The 24174-nt window shown below is 61.2% G+C and carries 23 protein-coding genes; 8 read left to right on the top strand and 15 right to left on the bottom strand.

Going from position 1 to position 24174, the window contains the following annotated elements; translation table 11 throughout:
- Nucleotides 1-88: 88 nt before the first annotated feature.
- Nucleotides 89-1291, top strand: a complete 1203-nt coding sequence (locus DXT77_RS28320; RefSeq protein WP_119430005.1) for a multidrug effflux MFS transporter — start codon at nt 89-91, stop codon at nt 1289-1291.
- A gap of 11 nt (nt 1292-1302) precedes the next feature.
- Here the strand turns inward: DXT77_RS28320 and DXT77_RS29960 are convergent, their stop codons facing one another.
- The 3 genes from DXT77_RS29960 to DXT77_RS28310 form a co-directional block, all read right to left on the bottom strand.
- The gene (locus DXT77_RS29960; protein ID WP_178083504.1) at nt 1303-1476 is read right to left on the bottom strand and encodes a hypothetical protein; all 174 of its coding nucleotides are present in this window, start codon (nt 1474-1476) and stop codon (nt 1303-1305) included.
- 166 nt (nt 1477-1642) lie between these two features.
- Nucleotides 1643-2656: a zinc-binding alcohol dehydrogenase family protein gene (locus tag DXT77_RS28315; RefSeq protein ID WP_119430004.1), complete on the bottom strand. Its 1014-nt coding sequence runs from the start codon at nt 2654-2656 to the stop codon at nt 1643-1645.
- 32 nt (nt 2657-2688) lie between these two features.
- The gene (locus DXT77_RS28310) at nt 2689-2982 is read right to left on the bottom strand and encodes a putative quinol monooxygenase (RefSeq protein WP_119430003.1); all 294 of its coding nucleotides are present in this window, start codon (nt 2980-2982) and stop codon (nt 2689-2691) included.
- Nucleotides 2983-3098: 116 nt separating this feature from the next.
- Here DXT77_RS28310 and DXT77_RS28305 point away from each other — a divergent pair, with 116 nt between their 5' ends.
- The 3 genes from DXT77_RS28305 to DXT77_RS28295 all read left to right on the top strand — a co-directional run bounded on the left by DXT77_RS28305 (nt 3099) and on the right by DXT77_RS28295 (nt 6579).
- Nucleotides 3099-4028: a LysR family transcriptional regulator gene (locus DXT77_RS28305; RefSeq protein WP_085711274.1), complete on the top strand. Its 930-nt coding sequence runs from the start codon at nt 3099-3101 to the stop codon at nt 4026-4028.
- A gap of 307 nt (nt 4029-4335) precedes the next feature.
- Nucleotides 4336-5070 (top strand): helix-turn-helix transcriptional regulator, encoded by a 735-nt coding sequence (locus DXT77_RS28300; protein WP_119430002.1) that lies wholly within the window; start codon nt 4336-4338, stop codon nt 5068-5070.
- Nucleotides 5071-5196: 126 nt separating this feature from the next.
- Nucleotides 5197-6579 (top strand): MFS transporter, encoded by a 1383-nt coding sequence (locus tag DXT77_RS28295; protein WP_119430001.1) that lies wholly within the window; start codon nt 5197-5199, stop codon nt 6577-6579.
- Nucleotides 6580-6699: 120 nt separating this feature from the next.
- On the opposite strand, the gene DXT77_RS28290 is transcribed toward DXT77_RS28295, so the two are convergent.
- The 3 genes from DXT77_RS28290 to DXT77_RS28280 all read right to left on the bottom strand — a co-directional run bounded on the left by DXT77_RS28290 (nt 6700) and on the right by DXT77_RS28280 (nt 9818).
- Nucleotides 6700-7653, bottom strand: a complete 954-nt coding sequence (locus DXT77_RS28290; protein ID WP_011332312.1) for an adenosine deaminase — start codon at nt 7651-7653, stop codon at nt 6700-6702.
- Between the two features lie 80 nt (nt 7654-7733).
- On the bottom strand, nt 7734-8699 hold the full coding sequence (locus tag DXT77_RS28285; protein WP_119430000.1) for a 2-oxoglutarate and iron-dependent oxygenase domain-containing protein: 966 nt from the start codon (nt 8697-8699) through the stop codon (nt 7734-7736).
- A gap of 45 nt (nt 8700-8744) precedes the next feature.
- Complete coding sequence (locus DXT77_RS28280; protein ID WP_119429999.1) at nt 8745-9818, bottom strand: BMP family ABC transporter substrate-binding protein; 1074 nt, start codon at nt 9816-9818, stop codon at nt 8745-8747.
- A 286-nt stretch (nt 9819-10104) separates the two neighbouring features.
- Between DXT77_RS28280 and DXT77_RS28275 the strand changes: the two genes are divergently transcribed.
- Nucleotides 10105-11196, top strand: coding sequence for a calcium:proton antiporter (locus DXT77_RS28275; RefSeq protein ID WP_119429998.1), 1092 nt, complete (start codon nt 10105-10107; stop codon nt 11194-11196).
- 49 nt (nt 11197-11245) lie between these two features.
- Here DXT77_RS28275 and DXT77_RS28270 read toward each other — a convergent pair whose 3' ends face one another.
- The 3 genes from DXT77_RS28270 to DXT77_RS28260 form a co-directional block, all read right to left on the bottom strand.
- Nucleotides 11246-12604 (bottom strand): 8-oxoguanine deaminase, encoded by a 1359-nt coding sequence (locus DXT77_RS28270; protein ID WP_119429997.1) that lies wholly within the window; start codon nt 12602-12604, stop codon nt 11246-11248.
- Nucleotides 12605-12787: 183 nt separating this feature from the next.
- Nucleotides 12788-13483, bottom strand: a complete 696-nt coding sequence (locus DXT77_RS28265) for an SDR family oxidoreductase (RefSeq protein WP_119429996.1) — start codon at nt 13481-13483, stop codon at nt 12788-12790.
- Between the two features lie 27 nt (nt 13484-13510).
- On the bottom strand, nt 13511-13861 hold the full coding sequence (locus DXT77_RS28260) for a MerR family transcriptional regulator (RefSeq protein ID WP_119429995.1): 351 nt from the start codon (nt 13859-13861) through the stop codon (nt 13511-13513).
- A gap of 83 nt (nt 13862-13944) precedes the next feature.
- On the opposite strand from DXT77_RS28260, the gene DXT77_RS28255 reads away from it, so the two are divergent.
- A complete protein-coding gene (locus tag DXT77_RS28255) occupies nt 13945-14361 on the top strand; it encodes a hypothetical protein (RefSeq protein WP_119429994.1) in 417 nt (138 codons plus the stop codon).
- Here DXT77_RS28255 and DXT77_RS28250 read toward each other — a convergent pair.
- From DXT77_RS28250 to DXT77_RS28225, 6 genes are all read right to left on the bottom strand, one after another.
- Complete coding sequence (locus tag DXT77_RS28250) at nt 14358-15284, bottom strand: ABC transporter permease (protein WP_119429993.1); 927 nt, start codon at nt 15282-15284, stop codon at nt 14358-14360. The two genes, DXT77_RS28255 and DXT77_RS28250, sit on opposite strands and share 4 nt — an antisense overlap.
- The gene (locus tag DXT77_RS28245; RefSeq protein WP_119429992.1) at nt 15284-16390 is read right to left on the bottom strand and encodes an ABC transporter permease; all 1107 of its coding nucleotides are present in this window, start codon (nt 16388-16390) and stop codon (nt 15284-15286) included. The genes DXT77_RS28250 and DXT77_RS28245 overlap by 1 nt, the downstream gene beginning before the upstream one ends.
- A gap of 11 nt (nt 16391-16401) precedes the next feature.
- On the bottom strand, nt 16402-17952 hold the full coding sequence (locus tag DXT77_RS28240) for an ABC transporter ATP-binding protein (RefSeq protein WP_119429991.1): 1551 nt from the start codon (nt 17950-17952) through the stop codon (nt 16402-16404).
- Nucleotides 17953-18489: 537 nt separating this feature from the next.
- Nucleotides 18490-19071 carry a YigZ family protein gene (locus tag DXT77_RS28235; RefSeq protein WP_119429990.1) on the bottom strand — a complete coding sequence of 194 codons (582 nt, stop codon included), beginning with the start codon at nt 19069-19071 and terminating at the stop codon, nt 18490-18492.
- Between the two features lie 7 nt (nt 19072-19078).
- Nucleotides 19079-19729 carry a TetR/AcrR family transcriptional regulator gene (locus tag DXT77_RS28230; RefSeq protein ID WP_085711287.1) on the bottom strand — a complete coding sequence of 217 codons (651 nt, stop codon included), beginning with the start codon at nt 19727-19729 and terminating at the stop codon, nt 19079-19081.
- A gap of 94 nt (nt 19730-19823) precedes the next feature.
- On the bottom strand, nt 19824-20744 hold the full coding sequence (locus tag DXT77_RS28225; protein WP_007958517.1) for a LysR family transcriptional regulator: 921 nt from the start codon (nt 20742-20744) through the stop codon (nt 19824-19826).
- Nucleotides 20745-20883: 139 nt separating this feature from the next.
- On the opposite strand from DXT77_RS28225, the gene DXT77_RS28220 reads away from it, so the two are divergent.
- Together DXT77_RS28220 and DXT77_RS28215 are read left to right on the top strand one after the other, a co-directional pair.
- Nucleotides 20884-22233 carry an aspartate aminotransferase family protein gene (locus DXT77_RS28220; RefSeq protein ID WP_119429989.1) on the top strand — a complete coding sequence of 450 codons (1350 nt, stop codon included), beginning with the start codon at nt 20884-20886 and terminating at the stop codon, nt 22231-22233.
- Nucleotides 22234-22309: 76 nt separating this feature from the next.
- Nucleotides 22310-23803 (top strand): CoA-acylating methylmalonate-semialdehyde dehydrogenase, encoded by a 1494-nt coding sequence (locus DXT77_RS28215; RefSeq protein ID WP_085711290.1) that lies wholly within the window; start codon nt 22310-22312, stop codon nt 23801-23803.
- Nucleotides 23804-24174: the final 371 nt, after the last annotated feature.

Here is a 24174-nt window from a genome sequence, read left to right as displayed (position 1 = left end):
TGTTCAAGGCGTCCTCGCGCGGCTAGACTGTCGGGCTGCACTCTTTACCAAAGTGCCCGCCCAACTGCCTGCCAAACCTGGACGCCTGATGAACTTCCGTACCATTCTGATTCTCGGTGCCTTGACCGCTTTCGGTCCGCTGGCGATCGACTTCTATCTCCCCGCATTTCCCTCCATGGCGCTGGCGTTCGGCACCGATGAGAAACACGTCCAGCTGACGCTGTCGGCTTATTTCTTTGGCCTGTCCATCGGCCAACTGGCTTACGGTCCGGTGGCGGATCGTTTCGGACGGCGGATTCCATTGCTCACCGGCCTGGTGCTGTTCACCCTGGCGTCATTGGCCTGCGCTTATGCGCCGAATCTGGAATGGCTGATCGGTGCGCGGTTCGTTCAGGCACTGGGCGGATGCGCCGGAATGGTGATTTCCCGGGCGGTGGTCGCTGACAAATGCGATGCGGTGGGATCGGCGAAAGTCTTCTCCCAGTTGATGCTGGTGATGGGACTTGCACCGATCCTCGCGCCGATGCTCGGCGGTCTGCTGGTCAACACCACGGGGTGGCAGTCGATCTTCCTGGTGCTGACCGGGTTCAGTGCCATGGCCGGTCTGGCGGTCGCTCTCGGCCTGCCGGAAAGCCTGCCGGCCCATGTTCCGCGTCAGCCACTGTCCGGTGCGCTGCGGCAGTACGGCCGCCTGCTGACCGACCCGATCTACATGGGTCATGCCCTGACCGGTGGCATCGCCATCGCCGGGATGTTTGCCTACATTGCCGGCTCACCCTTCATTTTCATCAAGCTGTACGGTGTTCCGGCCGAGCATTTCGGCTGGCTGTTCGGCACCAACGCGGCGGGCTTCATTCTGGTGGCGCAGGTCAATGCGCGACTGTTGGCCAAGCGTGGCCCGGCGTTTCTGTTGTCGCGGGCGGTCTGGGTCTACTTCGGTGCCGGGCTGGCATTGCTCGCGGTCAGCGCCCTGCACACCGAAGCCCTGTGGCCGCTGCTGATTCCATTGTTCATTTGCGTGGCCAGTCTTGGCTGCATCAGCCCCAATGCGGCGGCGAGTGCGATGAACGGCCAGGGCGCTCGTGCCGGCAGTGCTTCGGCATTGCTCGGGTGCATGCAATTCAGCGTCGCCGCCGGGGCTTCGGCGCTGGTGGGGGTCTTGCACGACGGCTCCGCCGTGCCGATGGCCATGGTCATCAGCCTGTGCGGTCTGTTGGTGGTCAGCGCGGCGATGCTCACCCGGCGCCTGCAGAACGCCCGGGCGCTGGCAAAGGCGCAGGCCGAAGTCTGAACGGAAGAAACTCAGCCGACAGCGCGTTGCTGGGGAATCTCGGGAATCTGATGGGGCGCGTGCAGACGCGCTTCGAGGGTGCGGGTGAAGGCGCGGGCTTCGGCTTCACTGCGGAATGTCACGGCGTGCTGGTCAAGGCGAACTTGCCATTGGGACTTTGCCACTTCTTTTATCAGGATCTTCATTGCTGACCTCCCGTACGTAAAAGATTGCATCGCAGAGGTTTCGATTGTAGACCCGAATACGATCGCAATTGTGACAAGGGTCAAGCATCTGACTGACGGCAAAAAGCGACCGCAGCCCCCGAGTCAGCCACTTCTGGCGCTGACGAAGGCTGCGGCCTCCGGAGTTTTAGAAACTTTCTAAAACAATTTTCCCCTTGGCCTTGCCGCTTTCCAGCAATTCATGGGCACGGCGCAGGTTGCTCGCGTTGATCTTGCCGAAGTGTTCACCCACCGTGGTTTTCAACGTCCCGGCATCGATCAGGTCCGCCACCCGGTTGAGCAGTTTGTGCTGTTCGATCATGTCCGGTGTCTCGAACAGCGAGCGGGTGTACATGAACTCCCAGTGCAGCGACAGGCTCTTGCGCTTGAGTTTGGTCACGTCCAGCGATTTCGGATCGTCGATCAGTGCCAGTTTGCCCTGCGGCGCCAGGGCTTCGACCAGTTGGTCCAGGTGCTGATCGGTCTGGGTCAGGCTGGCGACGTGGGTCACATGGTCGATACCGGCGCGCTTCAGTTCTTCGCTCAACGGCTGGCTGTGATCTATCACCGCGTCGGCACCCAACTCGGTCACCCACTCGCGGGTTTGCGGACGGGAGGCGGTGCCGATCACTTTGAGCCCGGTCAATTGGGCGGCCAGTTGGGTCAGGATCGAACCCACACCGCCAGCCGCGCCGACGATCAACAGGCTCTGACCTTCGTCAGTGTTGCCTTCGTGTATTTGCAGGCGTTCGAACAACAGCTCCCATGCCGTAATCGCGGTCAGCGGCAGGGCGGCGGCTTCGGCGAAGCCGAGGCTTTTCGGCATGTGGCCGACGATTCGCTCATCCACCACGTGCAGTTCGCTGTTGCCACCGGCCCGGGCGATGGAACCGGCGTAGAACACCTTGTCGCCGGCCTTGAACAGCGTCACTTCGCTGCCGACTGACTTGACCACACCGGCCACATCCCAGCCCAGCACTTTGGCGGCACCGCCTTCCGGCGCGACGTTCTGGCGAACCTTGGTGTCGACCGGGTTGACCGAAATCGCTTTGACTTCCACCAGCAGGTCGCGCGGGCCGGCTACTGGCTCCGGCAGCTCGATGTCTTGCAGGGATTTTTCGTCGCTGATCGGCAGGGAGGCGTAATAGGCGATGGCTTTCATGGATGACTCCGAAAAGTGCTTGAAGGAAGGATTCAGGCGATGGCGCGCAGACGCTTGAGCTGGAAGTGTTCGAGGAACGCCTCGGCCTTGCTGCGGAAATGCTGGATATGCGCACTGTCGTCGTGGGCCTGCAGGGCTTCGTCGCTGGCCCACTGTTCGATCATGTAGAAGGCCAGCGGATTGGCCAGGTCCTGGTGCAGGTCGTATTGGCCACAACCGGCTTCGGCGCGGGTCGGTTCAATCAGTGCACGCAAGTGCTGTTCGAGGGCGTCCTGCTGACCAGGTTTGGCGATCAGGGTGGCGATAGCGGTGAAGGGCTGGGACATGGTCGACTCCGGAACGGGAAGAATTCGATGGGAGGCATGATTGGCTATTTCTACGCGAGATAAAACCGGCTAAAAGAGCAGTCTCCTTCAATTTTTTTTTGATAATCGAGGCTGGAATGCTGCGTTTCGATGACTTGCAGTTGTTTGTCCGGGCGGCGGATCTGGGCAGCCTGTCGGCGGCGGCCCGGGTGATGGACATGTCCGCCGCCGTGGCCAGCGCGGCGCTCAAGCGTATCGAGCAACAGCTCGGCGCACGGCTTCTGGCGCGCTCCACCCGCAGTCTGCGCCTGACGTCCGAGGGCGAAGGCTTCCTCGAATACGCCCGGGCGGCGTTGAGCAACCTGGATGAAGGGCGTCGTCTGCTGGCCAGCGGTCAGGATCAGGTCAGCGGGATTCTGCAGTTGTCGGCACCCTCGGATTTCGGCCGCAATCTTCTGTTGCCGTGGCTCGATGAGTTTCAGCGCGAGCACCCGAAACTGACCGTGCGTCTGCTGCTGGGCGACCGCATCGCCGACCTGTTTCGCCAGCCGGTGGACATCGCCTTGCGCTACGGCGAACCGGAAGACTCCAGTCTGGTCGCGTTGCCCATCGCCGCGCAGAACCGACGGGTACTTTGCGCCTCTCCCGGCTATCTGGCGAAACATGGCGAGCCGACTCAACTGGAGCAGCTCGCGCAGCACAATTGCCTGTTGTACATGCTGGGCAGTCGGGTGCACGACCACTGGAGTTTTCATGACGGCAAACGCGAAGTCGGCCTGACCGTCAGTGGCGACCGTTTCAGCGACGACGCCGATGTGGTGCGTCTATGGGCCGTCGCGGGGGCGGGCATCGCGTACAAATCCTGGCTGGATGTGGCCGGTGATGTTCTTGCGGGGCGATTGAAAGTGCTGCTGCCGGGGCTGCTCTGCGAGCGGGCTCCGCTGAATCTGCTGTGCGCCCATCGCGCACAATTGAGTAAGCCGGTGAACCTCTTGAGGGAGATGCTCGCCAGCCGTTGCGCGGAATTGAGTAGCCGATTTCCCGCTTTTCCGCAGGTTGATCATTAGTCGCAGGCAAAAAGCGAAATTTCTGTCAGGAACAATCACCAGATGGACCTGCTCCGGCGCAGGACGCTGCGGGCAACCCGCTTATACTAGCGTCCGCCTGAAGCCTGCACCCGCACGCAGGCACAGGCATGATCGGACAGACACCGGCCGGGTAGCGGTGACGGTCGTGTCGAGTACTGCCAATACCGGGTGGCAGTGTGTTGCCTTGCCTCGGATCAAGGCGTTTTTGCGCGGCTTGGCCGACGACTGATTACTGGTCAAGATGTCTCTGAGCAGTAGACGATACGATTCAACAGGGAGTGAATACATGGAACATGCACCTTGCATCAGCCAGATCGCCGCGTTGCTGGCCGATCCCAAACGCAGCGCGATGATGTGGGCGCTGATGGATGGTTCGGCCCGGCAGACCGAGGAACTGGCGCTGCTGGCGGGGCTGTCGCCCTCATCGGCCAGTGCGCATCTGGGGCGCTTGTCCGCTGGCGGTCTGTTGAAGGTCGAGGCTCGCGGGCGCAAGCGCTTCTTTCGCCTGGCGGCTCCGGAAATCGGCGCGGCCATCGAGGCTTTGGCCAGCGCCACGATCGCCAGTGCCCCGCGGGAAATCCCCGATGTCTTCAAACGCGCCACACCCATCGCCAGACCCCAGTCCGCACCCTCGTCCCTGCTGCGTGCGCGTTTTTGCGACGACCATCTGGGCGGTACGCTGGCTGCAGACCTGTACCAGCGCCTGCTGGATGCCGGCTGGATCGAACAGCTCGAACATCGGGTGGTGGTCACCCACAAGGGCGCGACACAATTGGCCAGTCGCGGGGTCTTCATCCAGGCGCTGGCCCACCGTAACGCACAGGTCGCCTGTGCGTGCCCGGACTGGAGCGAGCGGCGCCCGCACATGGGCGGCTCGCTGGGCGCGGCGTTGTTGCAGCTGTTCATGCAGTCCGGCTGGCTGACGCTGCCCAACGACTCCCGCGCCCTGCAACTGACGGCGACGGGACAGCGGGAAATTCATCGATTCGCCCGGGAGACCGAGCTGGAAATGGCGTTGTAGAGCGCTTTGCTCCATTGCCCGGATGACTGGCGTCGCCTACGGCTGCGAACAGGTCGCATCTGGCACAAAGGCTGAATGGCTATCGCGCACACTCGATCCGCAGACATTTCGGATGGAGGAGGTGGCATGGACACGGGAAGCTTCAGCGCGGCGGATCGGCTGGAACGCCTGCCGGTCAGCGGTTATCACCGGATCATTTTCATCATCATCGCCCTGGCGTTTTTCTTCGACTCCATGGATCTGGCGATGATGACCTTCCTGCTCGGCTCGATCAAAACCGAATTCGGCCTGAGCAGCGCCGAAGCCGGGCTGCTCGCCAGTTCGAGTTTTTTCGGCATGGTGCTGGGGGCGTCGCTTTCCGGGCTGCTGGCCGATCGGTTCGGTCGCAAACCGGTGTTCCAGTGGAGCATCGTGTTGTGGGGGCTGGCCAGTTACCTGTGTTCCACGGCGCAAACGGTCGAGAGCCTGACGCTGTTCCGCATCCTGCTGGGGATCGGCATGGGCATGGAGTTTCCGATTGCCCAGTCGATGCTGTCGGAGCTGATACCGGCCAAGCGTCGCGGGCGCTACATTGCCTTGATGGACGGCTTCTGGCCGTTGGGGTTTGTCGCCGCCGGGGTGCTGTCGTATTTCCTGCTGCCATTGATTGGCTGGCGTGACATCTTTCTGGTGCTGGCGGTGCCGGCGGTGTTTGTGCTGGCGATCCGTTTTTTCATTCCCGAATCGCCTCGCTGGCTGGAGCAGGCGGGCAAGCATGAAGCGGCGGACAAGGTGTTGTGCGCGATCGAGGATCGGGTACGCAAGTCGCTGGGCGGGGCCGCGTTGCCGAAGCCTGTTCGCCTGCCTCGGGCGATCACACCGCCGGGCAATTTCCTGTCGGCCCTCGGGCAGATCTGGTCGCCGCTGTACCGCCAGCGCACGATGATGATCTGGAGCCTGTGGTTCTTTGCGCTGCTCGGGTTCTACGGCCTGACCTCCTGGCTCAGCGCGTTGCTGCAACAGTCAGGTTTTGCGGTGACTCAGTCGGTGTATTACACGGTGCTGATTTCCCTCGGCGGGATTCCGGGATTTTTGATGGCGGCGTGGCTGGTGGAGCGCTGGGGGCGCAAACCGGTGTGCATCATCACGTTGCTCGGCGGCGGGGTGATGGCGTTTCTGTACGGACAAAGCGCAGTGTTTGGCGGCAACGTGGCGCTGCTGATCGGCACGGGCCTGCTGATGCAGTTTTTCCTGTTCGGCATGTGGGCGGTGCTCTACACCTACACGCCGGAGTTGTACCCAACGTCGGCGCGGGCGACGGGCTCCGGGTTCGCCTCGGCCATCGGGCGCGTGGGCTCGTTGCTCGGGCCGTTGGTCACCGGGCTGGTGTTTCCGATTACCGGGCAGGGCGGGGTGTTTGCGCTGGGGGCGTTGTGCTTTGCGATAGCCGCAGGAGTGGTGTGGCTGTTCGGGATGGAGACCCGGGGCAAGACGCTGGAAGAGCTGACGGAAGCTCAGGTCGCTGGCTGAATAAAGATCCTATTGTGGGAGCCAGCCTGCTGGCGATTGCGGACTTTCAATCAACACAGATGTTGAATGTAATGGCCTCATCGCCAGCAGGCTGGCTCCCACATCGGATCTTCAGCGCTGTTACGGTTTTACCAGCCGCGCATCCAGGCTGTTCTGCGCCAGGCGCTTGGCCTGATCCTGGGTCATGCCCAGATGTTCGTGCAGCGCATGGAAGTTCTCGGTGACATAACCGCCGAAGTACGCCGGGTCATCGGAGTTGACTGTGACCTTCACGCCGCGCTCGAGCATGTCGAGGATGTTGTGCTGGGACATGTGATCGAACACGCAGAGTTTGGTGTTCGACAGCGGGCATACGGTCAGCGGAATCTGCTCGTCGATGATCCGCTGCATCAGGCGCTCGTCTTCGATGGCGCGCACACCATGGTCGATACGCTGGATCTTCAGCAGATCGATGGCTTCCCAGATGTACTCCGGCGGGCCTTCCTCGCCAGCGTGAGCGACGGTCAGGAAACCTTCGTGACGGGCACGATCGAACACGCGCTGGAACTTGCTCGGCGGGTGCCCCATCTCGGAGCTATCCAGACCCACCGCGACAAACGCATCACGGAACGGCAGCGCCTGGTCGAGGGTTTTCTGCGCTTCGTCTTCGCTCAGGTGACGCAGGAAACTCAGGATCAAACCGCTGGTGATGCCCAGTTGCTGCTCGCCATCCTTCAGCGCGGCGGCGATGCCGTTGAGCACCACTTCGAACGGGATGCCCCGGTCGGTGTGGGTCTGCGGATCGAAGAACGGTTCGGTGTGGATCACGTTCTGTTCTTTGCAGCGCAGCAGGTAGGCCCAGGTCAGGTCGTAGAAATCCTGGGAGGTGCGCAGCACGTCGGCGCCCTGGTAATACAGGTCGAGGAATTCCTGCAGGTTGTTGAAGGCGTAAGCCTTGCGCAGGGTTTCGACATCGCTCCACGGCAGGGCGATCTTGTTGCGTTCGGCCAGGGCGAACAGCAGCTCGGGCTCCAGCGAGCCTTCCAGATGCAGGTGCAGTTCAGCCTTGGGCAGGGCGTTGAGCCAGTCGTACATATTCTTTTCTCATCAGGTGCAATGACGGCATTCTACAGATGCGCGCCGAAACAATTGGCAAAACCTGACCAACCGATCCATCACACCGCTTCCTGCTCCCTTCGATAGGCGTAGGTATCGGCGAAGCGCGACAGCAGGAATTCGGCGCAGGTGGTGGTCGGATATTTCGCCGGATGCCGGTCGTCCTGGCAACCGGGCAGGCATTCGATGCGGGTGTCCGGGTGCGGTTCGGCGAAGAACGGCATTGAATAGCGATCCACGCCCTGCGGGCTGATCACCCGGTGTGGGGTCGAGCGATAACGGTCGTTGCTCCAGCGCGCCATCATGTCGCCGAGGTTGACCACGAACGTGCCTTCAATCGGCGGTGCGTCGATCCACTGGCCTTTGACGTTTTTCACCTGCAAACCGCCGGCGGCATCCTGATACAACAACGTGATGCAGCCGTAATCGGTGTGCGCACCGGCACCTTGCTGTTCAGCGGAACTGGCGGTGTGGCGCGGCGGGTAGTGGATCATTCGCAGCACGCTGACCGGCTCATTGAAGCGCTTGTCGAAGAAATCGCGCTCGATGCCCAGCGCCAGGGTCATGGCCCGCAGCAGGGTTTGCGCCAGGGCCTGCATGTCGCGGTAGTGCTGTTCCATCAGCGTTTCCCAGCCGGAAATGGCCGGGTGACGATTGGGGCCGCGCAAGGGTTTTTCCGCCAGCACCTCGGGATGATCGGCCGGCAGGTGCAGGCCCATGTCGAAGGTTTCCTTGAGATCGCTGGGTTTGTCCGGGTCCAGTTGTTCGGTGGCGATGGCGCCGTAGCCGCGGTGATGGACGGTCCGGGTGATGTCGATCTTGAGTTTTTCTACTGTCGGCAATGCGAAGAAGTGCCGGGCGTGATCGAGCAGGGATTCGATGCGCTGCTCAGAAATCGGGTGGCCCTTGATGTAGAAGAAGCCCCATTCGCGGCAAGCGTGATCGATCTGTTCGGCGACAGCGGGCCAGGTGTTGTGGTCGTTGGAGTAAAGCGGGCTGATGTCGATGATTGGAAGCTGATCCATACACAATCCTTGGAGTAACGTGAGATCCAGTGTGGGAGCCAGGTGTTACTTCGGCATCTCGGCCTTCATGCCTTCGACGTAATAGTTCATCGACGCCAGTTCCACGTTGGTCGCGCTCTTGCCCGCCGGGATTTTCTCGACCCCGGCCTGATCCTTGATCGGCCCGGTGAATGGTTGCAGGGCGCCGCTCTTGATGTCGGCGATGATCTGCTCGGCTTCGGCCTTCACCGGTGCCGGCACCAGATCGCTGATCGGCAGTTCGACCGTGCCTTCTTTCAATCCGCCCCAGTAGTCCTGGGATTTCCAGTTGTGGTCGATCACGCTCTGGGTCGCCTGAATGTAGTGCGGCGCCCAGTCGTTGACGATCGAGGTCAGCACCGCTTTTGGCCCGAAGTGCGCCATGTCGGAAGCATAGCCCACGGCGTACACGCCACGTCGTTCGGCAGCCTGGATCGGCGCAGGGCTGTCGGTGTGCTGGAACACCACGTCCACGCCCTGATCGATCAGCGCGTTGGCAGCGTCGGCCTCTTTGCCCGGATCGAACCACGAGTTGACCCACACAACCTTGATTTCGGTGCCGGGGTTGTACTTGTTCAGGGCCAACTGAATGGCGTTGATGTCGCGGATCACTTCCGGGATCGGGAACGAGGCGACGTAGCCAATCTTCTTGCTCTTGGTCATTTTCGCCGCGAGGAAGCCGCCGACATATCGGCCCTCGTAGGTGCGCGCCAGATAGGTGCCGAGGTTCTTGTCCTGCTTGTAGCCGGTGGCGTGTTCGAAGGTCACCTTGGGAAACTGTTTGGCGACTTTCACCGTCGGGTTCATGTAGCCGAAAGAGGTGGTGAAGATCAGGTCGTAGTTGTCCTTGGCCATGTTGCGGATCACCCGCTCGGCATCGGCGCCTTCGGCGACGTTCTCCACGTAGTTGGTGGTGATCTGCGAGCCGAGTTTTTCCGCCAGCGCCTTGCGCCCCTGTTCATGCTGATACGTCCAGCCGTGGTCGCCGATGGGGCCTATGTAGACGAAACCGACTTTCAGTGGATCGGCGGCACTGGCGCCCAGGCTGAGGCCGAGGCCCATGGCGATGCACAGCAGTTTCTGCAATGGACGTTTTTGCATGAACGCGAACTCCCTTTTGTTGTGTGTGGGGAGGGCAATGCAAAAGACTGACCAAGCGGACAACAAATCAATTGGAAATCGGGGCGAGGCCTTCGCGAGCAGGCTCGCTCCCACAAAAGCATCGCGATCCCTGTGGGAGCGAGCCTGCTCGCGATGAGGCCGGCCGGGCCGAAAAAAGTGCATGCCCGTACACGGACGCCATCCGCTGGTGCGCTAAGGTGTAACGAACCATTAGCGCTACCCCGCAGTCAGTAACTCATTCGCCCCCGGCAACCGAAGGCCCGCCATGCTCACGATCCTCAAGCAAGAAAGCTTTCTGCTGCTGGCCCTGATCGCGGCCGTCGTTGCGTATCCGCTGGAGCACTGGTTGCTGCACAGTGGCCAGGTCGTCGCGCTGACGGCCGGGCTGGTGCTGATCGCCTTCATCGTCGCCGCCTCGATGCGTGTCGCCCATCAGGCCGAACTGCTCGCGGAAAAAGTCGGCGACCCTTACGGCACGATGATCCTGACCCTCGCCGCCGTGCTGGTGGAAGTGGTGATCCTGGCGATCATGATGAGCAACGAAGCCTCCGCCACGCTGGTGCGCGACACGATCTATTCGGCGGTGATGCTCGACATCAACGGCATCCTCGGTCTTGCCGCGCTGATGGGTGGAATCAAACATGGCGAGCAGTCCTACAACGACGACTCGGCCCGCAGTTACAGCGTGATGATCCTCACCGCCATGGGCGTGTCGATGGTGGTGCCGGAGTTCATTCCCCAGGCCAACTGGAAAATCTATTCGGCGTTCACCATCGGCGCGATGGTGCTGCTTTATGCGCTGTTCCTGCGGATGCAGGTCGGGCCGCACAGTTACTTTTTCAGCTACAGCTACCCGGAAAAACGCCGCAAGAAACAGCCGCCGGAGGAGGAGCCGGAAAAGGTCAATCTGCCGCTGTCGATTGCCATTTTGATATTCGGTGTGGTGGTGATCGGCGCACTGGCCGAAGTGATGTCCAAGACTCTCGATCTGGGCCTGGAAGGGACGGGGGCTCCGCCGGTGATCACGGCGATTCTGGTGGCGGCGATTTCGGCGGCACCGGAGATCCTGACCGCGTTGCGCGCAGCGTTGGCCAACCGCATGCAGTCGGTGGTCAACATTGCGATGGGGGCGTCGTTGTCGACGGTGATCCTGACCGTGCCGGTGATGGAGGCGATGGCGCTCTATACCGGGCAGCCGTTTCAGATGGCGATGACGCCGGTGCAGACGGTGATGATCTTCATCACGCTGATCGTCAGCGCGATCAACCTCAATGACGGCGAGACCAATGCCATTGAGGGCATGACGCACTTTGTGCTGTTTGCGACGTTCATCATGTTGTCGCTGCTGGGGTTGTGATCGATCGTTCCCACGTCGAACCGTCTGCGTGGGAACGATCAGGAGGGAATCAGGAACCGGCGATCAACTGCCGGGCCGCCTGGCTGTGATCTGCAATCAGCCCTTTGAGATCCAGCCCTTCAACCTGCCCGTCAACCACGCGCCACTTACCGCCGACCATCACCCGATCCGCACGGTCCGCGCCGCACAACAGCAATGCCGAAATCGGATCATGACTGCCGGAGAAGCGCAGTTCATCCAGCTTGAACAACGCCAGATCCGCCTGCTTGCCCACCGCCAGCTCGCCGATGTCGGTGCGACCGAGCAGGCTCGCCGAACCCTTGGTTGCCCAGCCCAGCACACGCTCCGGGGTGATCTTCTCGGCGCCATAACGCAGGCGCTGGATGTACAGGGCCTGGCGGGCTTCGAGGATCATGTTCGACGCATCGTTGGACGCCGAACCATCCACACCGATACCGAACAATGCGCCGGCATCGGTCAGTTCGATGCTCGGGCAGATGCCGGACGCCAGGCGCATGTTCGAGCTCGGGCAATGGCAGATACCGGTGCCGGCCGCGCCGAGACGGGCGATTTCGTCGGGGTTGAAGTGGATGCCGTGGGCCAGCCAGGTGCGCGGGCCGAGCCAGCCGACGCTGTCCAGATAATCCACGGTGCGCAGGCCGAAGCGTTGCAGGCAGAAATCTTCTTCGTCGAGGGTTTCGGCGAGGTGAGTGTGCAGGCGCACATCAAGCTTGTTCGCCAGTTCGGCGCTGGCGGACATGATTTCCGGGGTCACCGAGAACGGCGAGCACGGCGCCAGAGCGATCTGGATTTGCGCACCGTCGCCACGTTCGTGGTACTCGTGAATCAGGCGCTGGCTGTCGTCGAGAATCACCTGGCCTTCCTGTACGGTCTGCTGCGGAGGCAGGCCGCCGTCCTTCTCGCCGAGGCTCATCGAACCGCGGGTGAGCATGGCGCGCATGCCCAGTTCGCGTACGGTTTCGACTTGCACGTCGATGGCGTTTTCCAGGCCGTCCGGGAACAGATAATGGTGATCGGCAGCGGTGGTGCAGCCCGACAGCAGCAACTCGGCCAGTGCGACTTTGGTGGCGAGGGCGAGTTTTTCAGGCGTCAGGCGCGCCCACACCGGGTACAGGGTTTTCAGCCACGGGAACAACGGCTGATTGACCACCGGCGCCCAGGCGCGGGTCAGGGTCTGATAGAAGTGGTGATGGGTGTTGATCAGGCCCGGCAGGATCACGTGTTCACGGGCGTCGAACACTTCATTGCACGGGGTCGACGGCTGCTGACCGGCGCCGAGCACTTCGGTGATCACGCCGTCTTGCAGCACCAGACCGCCACGGGCGTCGAGGCCGTTGGCCGTGAAAATGGCGAGGGGATTTTTTAACCAGATACGGGTCGCAGGCATTGTGGCCGGCTCCTCTGAAAGTTGGGTTCAGGGTTGCCAGCTCAGTGTTGCCCTGTCTGCTGATCCAGGGTCGCCGCGAAGGACGAGGTGCGGAGTTTCGAACAAAATGTTGCGACGGGCAAGTCCAACCCGACCAGACACCGGGATAACCCTGTGGGAGCGAGCCCCCAGAGGGTCCAGTGTTTACCAGGGAATGGTTTCACCCTTGTAGTTCACGAAGTGATGGCCGCCCTTGCCGGCAAACGCGTCCACTTGATCCACCAGGCCACGGGTGCTGGTTTCCACGTCGATGTCGGCGCCTTCGCCGCCCATGTCGGTTTTCACCCAGCCCGGATGCAGCGACAGCACGGTGAGTTTCTGCTCACCCAACTGCGTGACGAAGCTGTTGGTCATCGAGTTCAGTGCCGCTTTACTGGCCTTGTAAAGTGCCAGTTCCGGCGCGTCGGGCATGGTCACGCTGCCGAGTACTGAGCTCATGAACGCCAGTACGCCGCTGCCGTCGCGGATCTGCCCGACGAAGCGCTGGGCCAGGTTGATCGGCGCCACCGCGTTGGTGAAGAACAGTTGGCCGACCTCCGCCAGCGTCGCGCCGCCCGGGGTCTGCACGTCAGGGCCCTTGACCCCGGCGTTGACGAACAACAGGTCGAAGGTTTCGCCCTTGAGCTGCTGGCTCAGGGCAATCACCGCTTGCTGGTCATCCATGTCGAGCTTTTCGATCTGCACGTTGCCCAGTGCTTTCAGCGCCTCGGCGTTCGCAGGGTTGCGAACCGTGGCGGTGACTTGCCAGCCGTCGGCCAGCAGGGTTTTCACCAGCCCCAGGCCCAGGCCCCGGGAGGCGCCGATGATCAGTGCGTGCTTGGCAGGATTAAGTGCGGACATGATTGGCTTTCCTTGAAAGTTGAAAGATCACGGGTTCAATGGACAGCTTTGACCGAGCCGTTGCTGCAATTCCTGGCGGAGCTCGTCGAGTTCGGCCATGCGGGTTTCGACCAGCTTGAGCTTGTCTTGCAGCAGTTGCGCGACGGTGGTGTCGGGGTTCGGCGAGTGCCACAACGCGCCAACGCTGTTGCCGATCTCGCCGAGGGTAAAGCCTAGACGCTGCGCCGTTTTGATGTAGAGCACCAATTGCACCATCTCCGGGGGATAGTCGCGATAACCGTTGGCGCTGCGCTGCGCCGCGATCAGTCCGCGTTCCTCGTAGAAACGCAGCGTGTCACGGCTGACATCGCAGGCCTGGGCTAACTCACCGATGCGCATCTTGCAGGTCTCGAAAGTGTTTGACCCTGGAGCATACTCCAGGCTTTACCGTGATTGCTCCCAGAATTTTCGGAGCAAGGATGATGTGGACTTCAACGCAGTATCGCAACGTGGTGCGTGGCAGTGCCTGGTATGACTTGATCGTGACGGCGGCGTTTGTCACACCGTGGAGTTTTGCTGTGTTGCATGGGTTGCTGACGACGCTGAGTCAGGCGCTGGAGCTGCCCGGTGAGCTGCCGCCGTTCGAACCGGCGCACCTGTTGATAGCCAATCTGTTCGGTTCGGTGGTGTGCTTGTGGGCGGTGCTGCGGATTCGTGATCCGCAGCCGGTTTATGGGCGCTATGACGCGGTGGCCCGGTTTCTGTTCGCCGCGTGGATGACGTATGCCCTGGCCCACGGTGCCAGTTCGTTGGTGATGGGTTTCCTGGTTCTCGAAGTGGCGTGGGGCATCGCTCAGGCGTTGCCGGTTCGGCCGCTGTCGCGAGCCGTCACGGCTTAATGCCCGGCCTGCCACGGCTGCCCCAGTGATACCGGCGCATACAACCGCGTACGCACCGCATCCCGCGACAACAACACCAGCACCAGAATGGTCGCGACGTACGGCAACATCGCCAGCAGACTCGATGGAATCGCCAGCCCCAACCCCTGCGCCACCAGGTGCAGGATGCTGGCGAGGCCGAACAGATAGGCGCCGAGCAACAGTCGCCACACCCGCCAACTGGCAAACACCACCAGCGCGAGGGCAATCCAGCCGCGTCCGGCGGTCATGTTCTCGGCCCACATCGGTGTGTATGCCAGCGACAGATAAGCCCCGGCCAGTCCGGCCATCGCTCCGCCAAACAATACGGCCAGCGTACGCACGGTCAGCACCGGCAGCCCCATGGCACTGGCTGCGTCCGGGTTCTCGCCGACCGCTTGAATGATCAGCCCGATACGGCTTTTGACGATCACCCAGGCCACCAGCGCAAACAGCGCGAACGACAGATACACCAGCAGATCCTGGGCAAACAACATGCGGCCGATCAGCGGGATTTCGCTCAAGTAAGGAATGGCGAGCGGCTCGAAACCGGCCAGCGGTTTGCCAACCCACGCTGCGCCGACAAAGGTCGACAGGCCCACGCCAAAAATCGTCAGTGCCAGCCCGGCCGCCACCTGATTGGCATTGAACACCAGCGCCACCAGCGCAAACAGTGACGACAGCAACATCCCTGCTAGCATCGCCAGTAAAACGCCGAGCCACAGGTTGCCGGTGCTGAAGGCGACGATGAAACCGATCACCGCACCAAACAGCATCATCCCTTCCTGCCCGAGGTTGAGCACGCCGCTCTTCTCGCAAATCAATTCACCCAGCGCCACCAGCAACAGCGGTGTGCCGCAACGCACCATGGCGTAGAAAATATTGCTCAGCAGATCGATGTCCATCACAGCGCTCCGGCGGTTACGGCGGTGGTAGAAGTGCGTCGGGCCCAGCGCAGGTTCAGGCGTGGCCGGTAGAGGATCAGCACGTCACTGGCCAGCAGGAAAAACAGCATCATTCCCTGAAACAACTGGGTGATCGCCTGCGGCAGGTTCAGCGTCATCTGTGCGCTCTCGCCACCGATGTACAGCAGCGCCATCAACAGGCTGGAAAACAGAATGCCGATGGGGTTGAGCCTGCCGAGAAACGCCACGGTGATCGCGGCATAGCCGTAACCGGGTGAGACCTGCGGCACCAGTTGCCCGATCGGCCCGGTGACTTCGCAAACACCGGCAAGTCCCGCCAATCCTCCGCTGATCAACAGCGCGAACCAGATCAGACGCTTCTCGCGAAACCCGGCAAATCCCGCCGCGCGTTTATCCAGCCCGAGCACTTTGATCTGAAAGCCGACAAAGCTTTTCTGCAACAACACCCACACCGCCACCAGCGCGAGCAGGGCGAAATACACCCCGGCGTGAACCCGGCCATCTTCCATCAACAACGGCAGGCGGCTGGCGTCGCCGAACATCGCCGACTCGGGAAAGTTGTACCCGGCCGGGTCCTTCAACGGCCCGTGAACACAGAACAGCAGCAGGTTCAGCGCGATGTAATTGAGCATGATGCTGGTGAGGATTTCATTGGCGTTGAAGCGCGTGCGCAGCCAGGCGGTGAGCCCGGCCCACGCGGCGCCGGCGAGCGTGCCGGTAAGCAGGATCAGCACCAGTGCCCAGCGGCTTTGCATGTCGATGATGTTCACCGCCAGCGCACTGCCGGCCAATGCACCGAGCAACAACTGGCCTTCGGCGCCGATGTTCCAGATCCGCGCCTGATAGGCCACCGCCAGGCCCAGGGCGCATAGCAGGATCGGCAACGCCTTGACCAATAATTCGGACACGCCATACAAGTCGCTGACCGGCGCGATCAGCAAGGTGTGCAAGGTTTGCAGCGGATCGTGGCCGAGGGCGATGAACAGCAGCGAGCCACAACCGAGGGTCAGCACCGCTGCCAATAGCGGCGAGCACCACAACATCAGGCGCGATTGGCGGCCACGGGGTTCGAGGGAAAGCAGCATGAAAAGCTCCGTTAAACCGCAGCGGGTTGAGGTTGAGGGCTGTGGAACTGGCCGGCCATCCAGCCACCGATATCGCTGATCCGGGTTTGCGCCGTGTCTTGCAGCGCCGATATCCGCCCGCCGCAGAGCGCGCCGAGGCGGTCGCTGATCTGGAACAGTTCGTCGAGGTCTTCGGAAATCACCAGAATCGCCGCGCCGGCGTCGCGCAGGGCGATCAGGGCGCGATGGATCACCGCCGCCGCGCCGACGTCCACGCCCCAGGTCGGGTGTGCGGCGATCAGCAGTTTCGGCTGCTGGAGGATTTCCCGGCCGAGGATGAATTTCTGCAGGTTGCCGCCGGACAAGCTGCGAGCGCTGGTTTGGGTGTCCGGGGTTTTCACCCCGAAGCGCTGGATGATTGCCTGGGCGAGGGATTCGACTTTGTTGCGCTCGATCAAACCCTGGCTGACCAGCCCTTGCTGAAAGGCTGTGAGCAGGGCGTTGTCCGCCAGGCTCAACTCCGGCACCGCGCCGTGACCGAGACGCTCGGCGGGGACGAATGCGAGACCGAGTTTGCGCCGTGCATCCGGGCGCAGATCGGCCACCGCGTGTTCACCGAAACGAATAGTGGCTGCGACGTTGCGTGGCAGAGTCTGTTCGCCGCCGAGCAGGGCCAGCAACTCATCCTGACCGTTGCCCGCAACGCCAGCGATGCCGACGATTTCGCCGCTGCGCACCTGCAAGTCGATGTCGGTCAACGAACAGCCGAACGGATCGGGGTTATGCCAGTTCAATCCGCTGACCTGCAAAAATGTCGCGCCGCCATTGGCTTTTGGATACTCGCCGATCAGCGCCGCCGACTCGCCGACCATCAATTGCGCCAGTTTTTGGTCGGAACATTGCGCCGGTACGCACTGCCCAGCCACCCGACCACCGCGCAATACCGTGGCGCTGTGGCACAAGGCACGCACCTCGCCGAGTTTGTGGCTGATGAACAGAATGCTGCAGCCCTCGGCCGCCAGTCGACGCAGGGTAATGAACAATTCGTCGGCTTCCTGCGGCGTGAGCACCGAGGTCGGTTCGTCGAGAATCAGCAGGCGAATGTCCTGCATCAGGCAGCGAACGATCTCCACCCGTTGGCGCTCGCCGATCGACAGGCTGTGGACAAGTCGTTCCGGTTCCAGCGCCATGCCATAACGGCGGGACACTTCGCGGATTTTCGGTTCAAGCTGTTTCGGCGTTCCGGCGGCCGGGCCCATCGCCAGCGCAATGTTCTGCGCCACGGTCAGGGTTTCGAACAGCGAGAAATGCTGGAACACCATGCCGATGCCCAACTGCCGGGCCTGCGCCGGGTTGCGCATGTTCACCGGTTGCCCTTGCCAGAGCATTTCGCCCGAGTCGGGCTGGGTGACGCCGTAGATGATCTTCATCAGCGTGCTTTTGCCCGCGCCGTTTTCACCTAGCAGCGCGTGGATTTCACCGGGGGCGATGCTCAGGTCGATGGTGTCATTGGCGAGGCAGCCGGGATAACGTTTGCTGATGCGGCGCAATTGCAGGCGCGGGATGGACGTCGGGTTGGGCATGACAGGCTCGGGTCGCTTGGAGTTGTGCCTGTGGATAAAGCAATTTCCTGGCCATTGAGTCAGGAACCCGTCAAGCGCCTGAGCGGCAACCCTTCTCGTAGAGCCACGAAGGCAGAACTGCTCCGTTTCGCGGCACCAATTCAGCGCAAAGCCTTTGATCAGGCTCCAGTTTTGCTCGTGAAATTCTGGTTAAAAAACGAGCAATCGCGCCGGAGCCAAGCTGCACCTGTGGCTACGGGAGTCATGAACGGGTTATCCACAGGTTGCTCCACAGTATTTGTGCGCAATCGGACAACCTTGGCATAAGCGCACCGGTGCTATCTCCCAATGGCGATAAACAGATCTAACCGATTGTTTTTGCTTGGAATTAAACTTTTTTCATGTGCTTTGGGCGAAAAGTGTACAAATCGCGCAAAGCCACGTGACAGAAGGGTTACAGCGGTGTGTGCTCAGGTTATCCACAGTCGGGTGCACAGGTGATGTGGGCAACTCTCTGGAATATGGGAATTCGCTCGTGCTCTTAAATATTGCAGGTGTTCAGCGTTGGAGCAGGATCCGTCCACGGCTGAGATCGGCCAGCTGGTTTTGCAGCAATGGAATCTGCGCCTCACCCACCGCCAGCTGCAATTCGACGCCGTTGGCGGTGAAGTTTTCCTCCACCACCAGACCGCCGAGATCCGCCACTCGCAATTTCACCAGTGCCAGTTCGGCAAATGCGCAGGCACAACGCAGGGGCACACGGCTGATCAATTCGATTTTCGGTGCCGCTTGCAGACACTTGTTGGCGCCGCCGCCATAGGCCCGGGCCAGGCCGCCGGTGCCCAGTTGAATGCCGCCGTACCAGCGGATCACCAGCACCGCGACCTGATCGCAATCCTGCGCCTCGATGGCCGCGAGAATCGGCCGTCCGGCCGTACCGCCCGGTTCGCCATCGTCATTGCTGCGGTATTGGTCGCCGAGTTTCCAGGCCCAGCAGTTGTGCGACGCGTTCAAGTCGCTGTGCTGCTCGATGAAGGCTTGCGCCTCGGCAGGGCTGCCGATCGGCGCGGCGAAGGTGATGAAACGGCTTTTGCGAATCTCTTCGCGGAACTCGCAAACGCCGCTGAGGGTGAATGGCATAAACGTCTTATAGAGAAGGAGTGAGGCCGCAGCCCTTGAGAATGATGCGGATCAGGTTGTTGCCGGCGTCTTCCATGTCCTGTTTGGTCAACTTGCTGCGACCGCTGACGCGGCAGATCTGTGTGGCAAAGTCGGCGTAATGCTGGGTGCTGCCCCATAACAGGAAGATCAGGTGCACCGGATCCACCGGGTCCATCTTGCCGGCGTCGATCCACGCCTGGAATACGGCGGCCCGGCCCTGGAACCAGGCGCGGTAGTCCTGGTTGAAATATTCGGTCAGGCATTCGCCGCCGCTGATCACTTCCATCGCAAAGATTCGCGACGCTTGTGGCTGGCGACGGGAAAATTCCATTTTCGCGCGGATGTAGCGAGTCAGCGCTTCGGCGGGATCGTCCTCGGCCGTCAGGGTGTTGAAGGTACTGTCCCACAGCTCGAGGATGTTGCTCAGCACTGCCACATACAACCCGAGCTTGTTGGTGAAATAGTAATGCAGATTCGCCTTGGGCAACCCGGCCTTGGTGGCGATGGTGTTCATGCTGGTGCCTTTGAACCCGTGACGGGCGAACTCGTCTTCGGCGGCTTTGATGATGGTCTCTTCGTTCTTCTGACGAATGCGGCTGGCAGGTTTGCCGCCGTGAGCGGGGACTTCAAAGGTCATAGGCACTTCCGGGTTTGTCTGTGGGGTGCAACCAGTTGCGTTGATAGCGCAACCATCGGCCTGCGACAAGCCCCGGGCAACAAAACGCCGGTCATCAGCGGGTGGCGGCGAGGCTTTCGAGAAAGCTTTCCAGCACCAGATGCGGACGCCGGCCCTTGCGGGTGACTGAAGCCAGGCTCAAGTCATAGAACCGCGTGCTGGCCTTGAGCGCACGCAGCCGTCCCTGTTGCACCCAGAGACTGGCGTAGTGATCTGGCAGATAACCGATGTAGCGCCCGGTCAGAATCAGGAATGCCATACCCTCGCGGTCGGAGGCGCTTGCGGTGCAATTGAGGGCCTGATAATGCGCCTGGATTTCCGCCGGCAGACGGAAGGTCGGCGCGATGGCGTCCTGACTGTTCAGACGTTCGTCGTCCAGTTGTTTGTCATCGACGTAAAACAGCGGATGGCCCACCGCGCAATAGAGCAGCGAGCGTTCGCTGTACAACGGCTGATATTCCAGCCCGGACAGCGCACTGGCCTGCGGCACCACGCCGACATGCAGGCGCCCGTCGAGCACGCCTTGTTCGACTTCGTTGGGAGCGATCATGCGGATCTGGATCTGCACGTCCGGCCCGCGCTCCTTCAACTGCGCGAGCGCGTGGGTGATGCGCATGTGGGGCAGGGTGACGAGGTTGTCGGTCAGGCCGATGATCAGTTCGCCGCGCAAGTGCTGGTGCAGGCCGTTGACCTCGGTGCGGAAACTTTCCAGCGCACTTAGAAGCTGCAACGCCGATTGATAGACCTCGCGGCCTTCTTCGGTCAGGGAGAAACCGGCACGGCCGCGCTGGCACAGGCGCAGGCCGAGGCGTTGCTCCAGGTCGCTCATCTGCTGGCTGATTGCTGAGCGTCCGATACCAAGGACGGTTTCCGCCGCCGAGAAGCCACCGCACTCCACCACGCTGCGAAAAATCCGCAGCAGGCGAATATCAAAGTCGCTGACCTGGGCCAGCGGATCGGGGCGGCGGCTGCTCATCTTGTTGTTCTCATTGTTTAGCAAGGTTCTAACTGAAGGTTAGAAAAGTTGGATTTCACCGACTTTATCGGCGTGGCAACTTAGCTGCAACAACGACTTTTATCTCCCTGAAGCTTATTGCCCTGCGAGGTTTTGCCCGATGAACATGCCTGAAAACGCGTCGTCGCCACTGGCCAGCCAACTGAAGCTGGACGCGCACTGGATGCCGTACACCGCCAACCGCAACTTCCAGCGCGATCCGCGTCTGATCGTCGGTGCCGAAGGCAGCTGGCTGATCGATGACAAGGGCCGCAAGGTGTACGACTCGCTGTCCGGTCTGTGGACCTGCGGCGCCGGGCATACCCGCAAGGAAATCCAGGAAGCGGTGGCCAAGCAGTTGGGCACCCTCGATTACTCGCCGGGCTTCCAGTACGGCCACCCGCTGTCGTTCCAGCTGGCCGAGAAAATCGCTGACCTGACCCCGGGCAACCTGAACCACGTGTTTTTCACTGACTCCGGCTCCGAGTGTGCCGATACAGCTGTGAAAATGGTCCGTGCCTACTGGCGCCTGAAAGGCCAGTCGACCAAAACCAAAATGATCGGTCGTGCCCGTGGCTACCACGGCGTGAACATCGCTGGCACCAGCCTCGGTGGCGTCAACGGCAACCGCAAGCTGTTCGGCCAGGCGATGATGGATGTCGATCACCTGCCGCACACTTTGCTGGCGAGCAATGCCTTCTCCCGTGGCATGCCGGAGCAGGGCGGTATCGCCCTGGCGGATGAGCTGCTGAAACTGATCGAGCTGCACGATGCTTCGAACATCGCTGCGGTGTTCGTTGAGCCTCTGGCCGGTTCCGCTGGCGTACTGGTTCCACCACAGGGTTATCTGAAGCGTCTGCGCGAGATCTGCGATCAGCACAACATTCTGCTGGTGTTCGACGAAGTGATCACCGGTTTCGGCCGTACCGGCACCATGTTCGGCGCCACCACCTTCGGCGTGACCCCGGACCTGATGTGCATCGCCAAGCAAGTCACCAACGGCGCGATTCCGATGGGCGCGGTGATTGCCAGCTCCGAGATCTACCAGACCTTCATGAATCAGCCGACGCCGGAATACGCCGTGGAATTCCCGCACGGCTACACCTACTCGGCGCACCCGGTGGCTTGCGCCGCAGGTCTTGCGGCACTCGACCTGCTGCAAAAGGAAAACCTGGTGCAGAGCGTGGCCGAAGTCGCACCGCATTTCGAAAATGCCCTGCATGGCCTGAAAGGCGCGAAGAACGTCATCGACATTCGTAATTACGGCCTGGCCGGTGCGATCCAGATCGCGGGCCGTGACGGCGACGCCATCGTGCGTCCATTCGAAGCTGGCATGGCGTTGTGGAAAGCCGGGTTCTACGTGCGCTTCGGCGGCGACACCCTGCAGTTCGGCCCAACCTTCAACAGCAAGCCGCAAGACCTTGATCGTCTGTTCGACGCGGTCGGCGAAGTGCTGAACAAGCTCGACTGATTTTTCCTTCTATATAGCTACGTAAATAGCAGGCGCTCCTTGCGGGCGTCTGCGCACAAGAATTCAGGAGTTTTCGATGAGCGTTATCCCGCATTTGATCAATGGCGAACTGGTGACCGAGAACGGTCGCGCGGTTGATGTGTTCAACCCGTCCACCGGTCAGGCGATCCACAAGCTGCCGCTGGCCAGCCAGGAAACCATCCAGAAAGCCATCGATGCCGCCAAGGCTGCGTTCCCGGCCTGGCGCAACACTCCACCGGCCAAACGTGCCCAGGTGATGTTCCGCTTCAAGCAACTGCTGGAGCAGAACGAAGCACGCATCTCGCAATTGATCAGTGAAGAACACGGCAAGACCCTGGAAGACGCTGCCGGTGAACTGAAGCGCGGTATCGAGAACGTCGAGTTCGCCTGCGCAGCGCCCGAAATCCTCAAGGGCGAGTACAGCCGCAATGTCGGCCCGAACATCGATGCCTGGTCGGACTTCCAGCCGCTGGGCGTAGTGGCCGGGATTACCCCGTTCAACTTCCCGGCCATGGTGCCGCTGTGGATGTATCCGCTGGCGATCGTCTGCGGCAACTGCTTCATTCTCAAGCCGTCCGAGCGTGATCCGAGCTCGACCCTGCTGATCGCTCAACTGCTGCTGGAAGCCGGCCTGCCGAAAGGCGTGCTGAGCGTGGTGCACGGTGACAAGACTGCGGTGGACGCGCTGATCGAAGCACCGGAAGTCAAAGCGCTGAGTTTTGTAGGCTCGACGCCGATTGCCGAATACATCTATGCCGAAGGCACCAAGCGCGGCAAACGCGTGCAGGCACTGGGCGGCGCGAAGAACCACGCGGTGCTGATGCCGGATGCGGATCTGGACAATGCGGTCAGCGCACTGATGGGCGCGGCTTACGGTTCCTGCGGCGAGCGCTGTATGGCGATCTCGGTTGCCGTGTGTGTGGGCGACCAGGTGGCGGACGCACTGGTGGCCAAACTGGTTCCACAGATCAAGGCGCTGAAAATCGGTGCCGGTACTTCTTGCGGTCTGGACATGGGGCCGCTGGTTACCGGTCAGGCGCGCGACAAGGTCAGCGGCTATGTCGAAGACGGCGTGGCGGCGGGCGCGACCCTGGTGGTCGATGGTCGTGGTCTGAGTGTTGCCGGTCACGAAGAAGGCTTCTTCCTCGGTGGCTGTCTGTTCGACAACGTCACCCCTGAGATGCGCATCTATAAAGAAGAGATCTTCGGGCCGGTACTCTGCATCGTCCGGGTGAACAGCCTGGAAGAGGCGATGCAACTGATCAACGATCACGAATACGGCAACGGCACCTGCATCTTCACTCGTGACGGTGAAGCGGCGCGTCTGTTCTGCGACGAGATCGAAGTCGGCATGGTCGGTGTCAACGTGCCGTTGCCGGTGCCGGTGGCTTACCACAGCTTCGGCGGCTGGAAGCGTTCGCTGTTCGGTGACCTGCATGCCTATGGTCCGGATGGTGTGCGCTTCTACACCCGTCGCAAGGCGATCACCCAGCGCTGGCCACAGCGTGCGAGTCATGAAGCCTCGCAATTCGCATTCCCTAGCTTGTAAGTAGAAGGGCAACGCAAAGAAGGCCGACCTTTCAAGGTCGGCCTTCTTGTTTTCGGGCTTTTTTGACCGATATGACAGATTTATGAAAATAGGGGTTGACGGCAGATTCTGAGTCTCTATAATTCGCCCCACTTCCGGCGCAGTCGAAACGGAAAACTCCTTGAGATTCAATGAGTTATGTAAGTTTCGATAGCGGATGGCTTCAGTTCATCGAAGCCTGGAAGGCGTTGGAAATGCCGGTCTTCTGGCGCTTTCAACGGTTCGGTCTTCTCGATCGAAAGCGGAGAAAAAGAGGTGTTGACAGCAGCGTGTAACGCTGTAGAATTCGCCTCCCGCTAACGAGAGATCGGAAGCGCAAGTGGTTGAAGTTG

It is taken from the genome of Pseudomonas sp. 91RF (assembly GCF_003576265.1).
Taxonomy (GTDB): Bacteria; Pseudomonadota; Gammaproteobacteria; order Pseudomonadales; family Pseudomonadaceae; genus Aquipseudomonas; species Aquipseudomonas kribbensis.
This window is presented reverse-complemented; position numbering and strand designations above follow the sequence as displayed.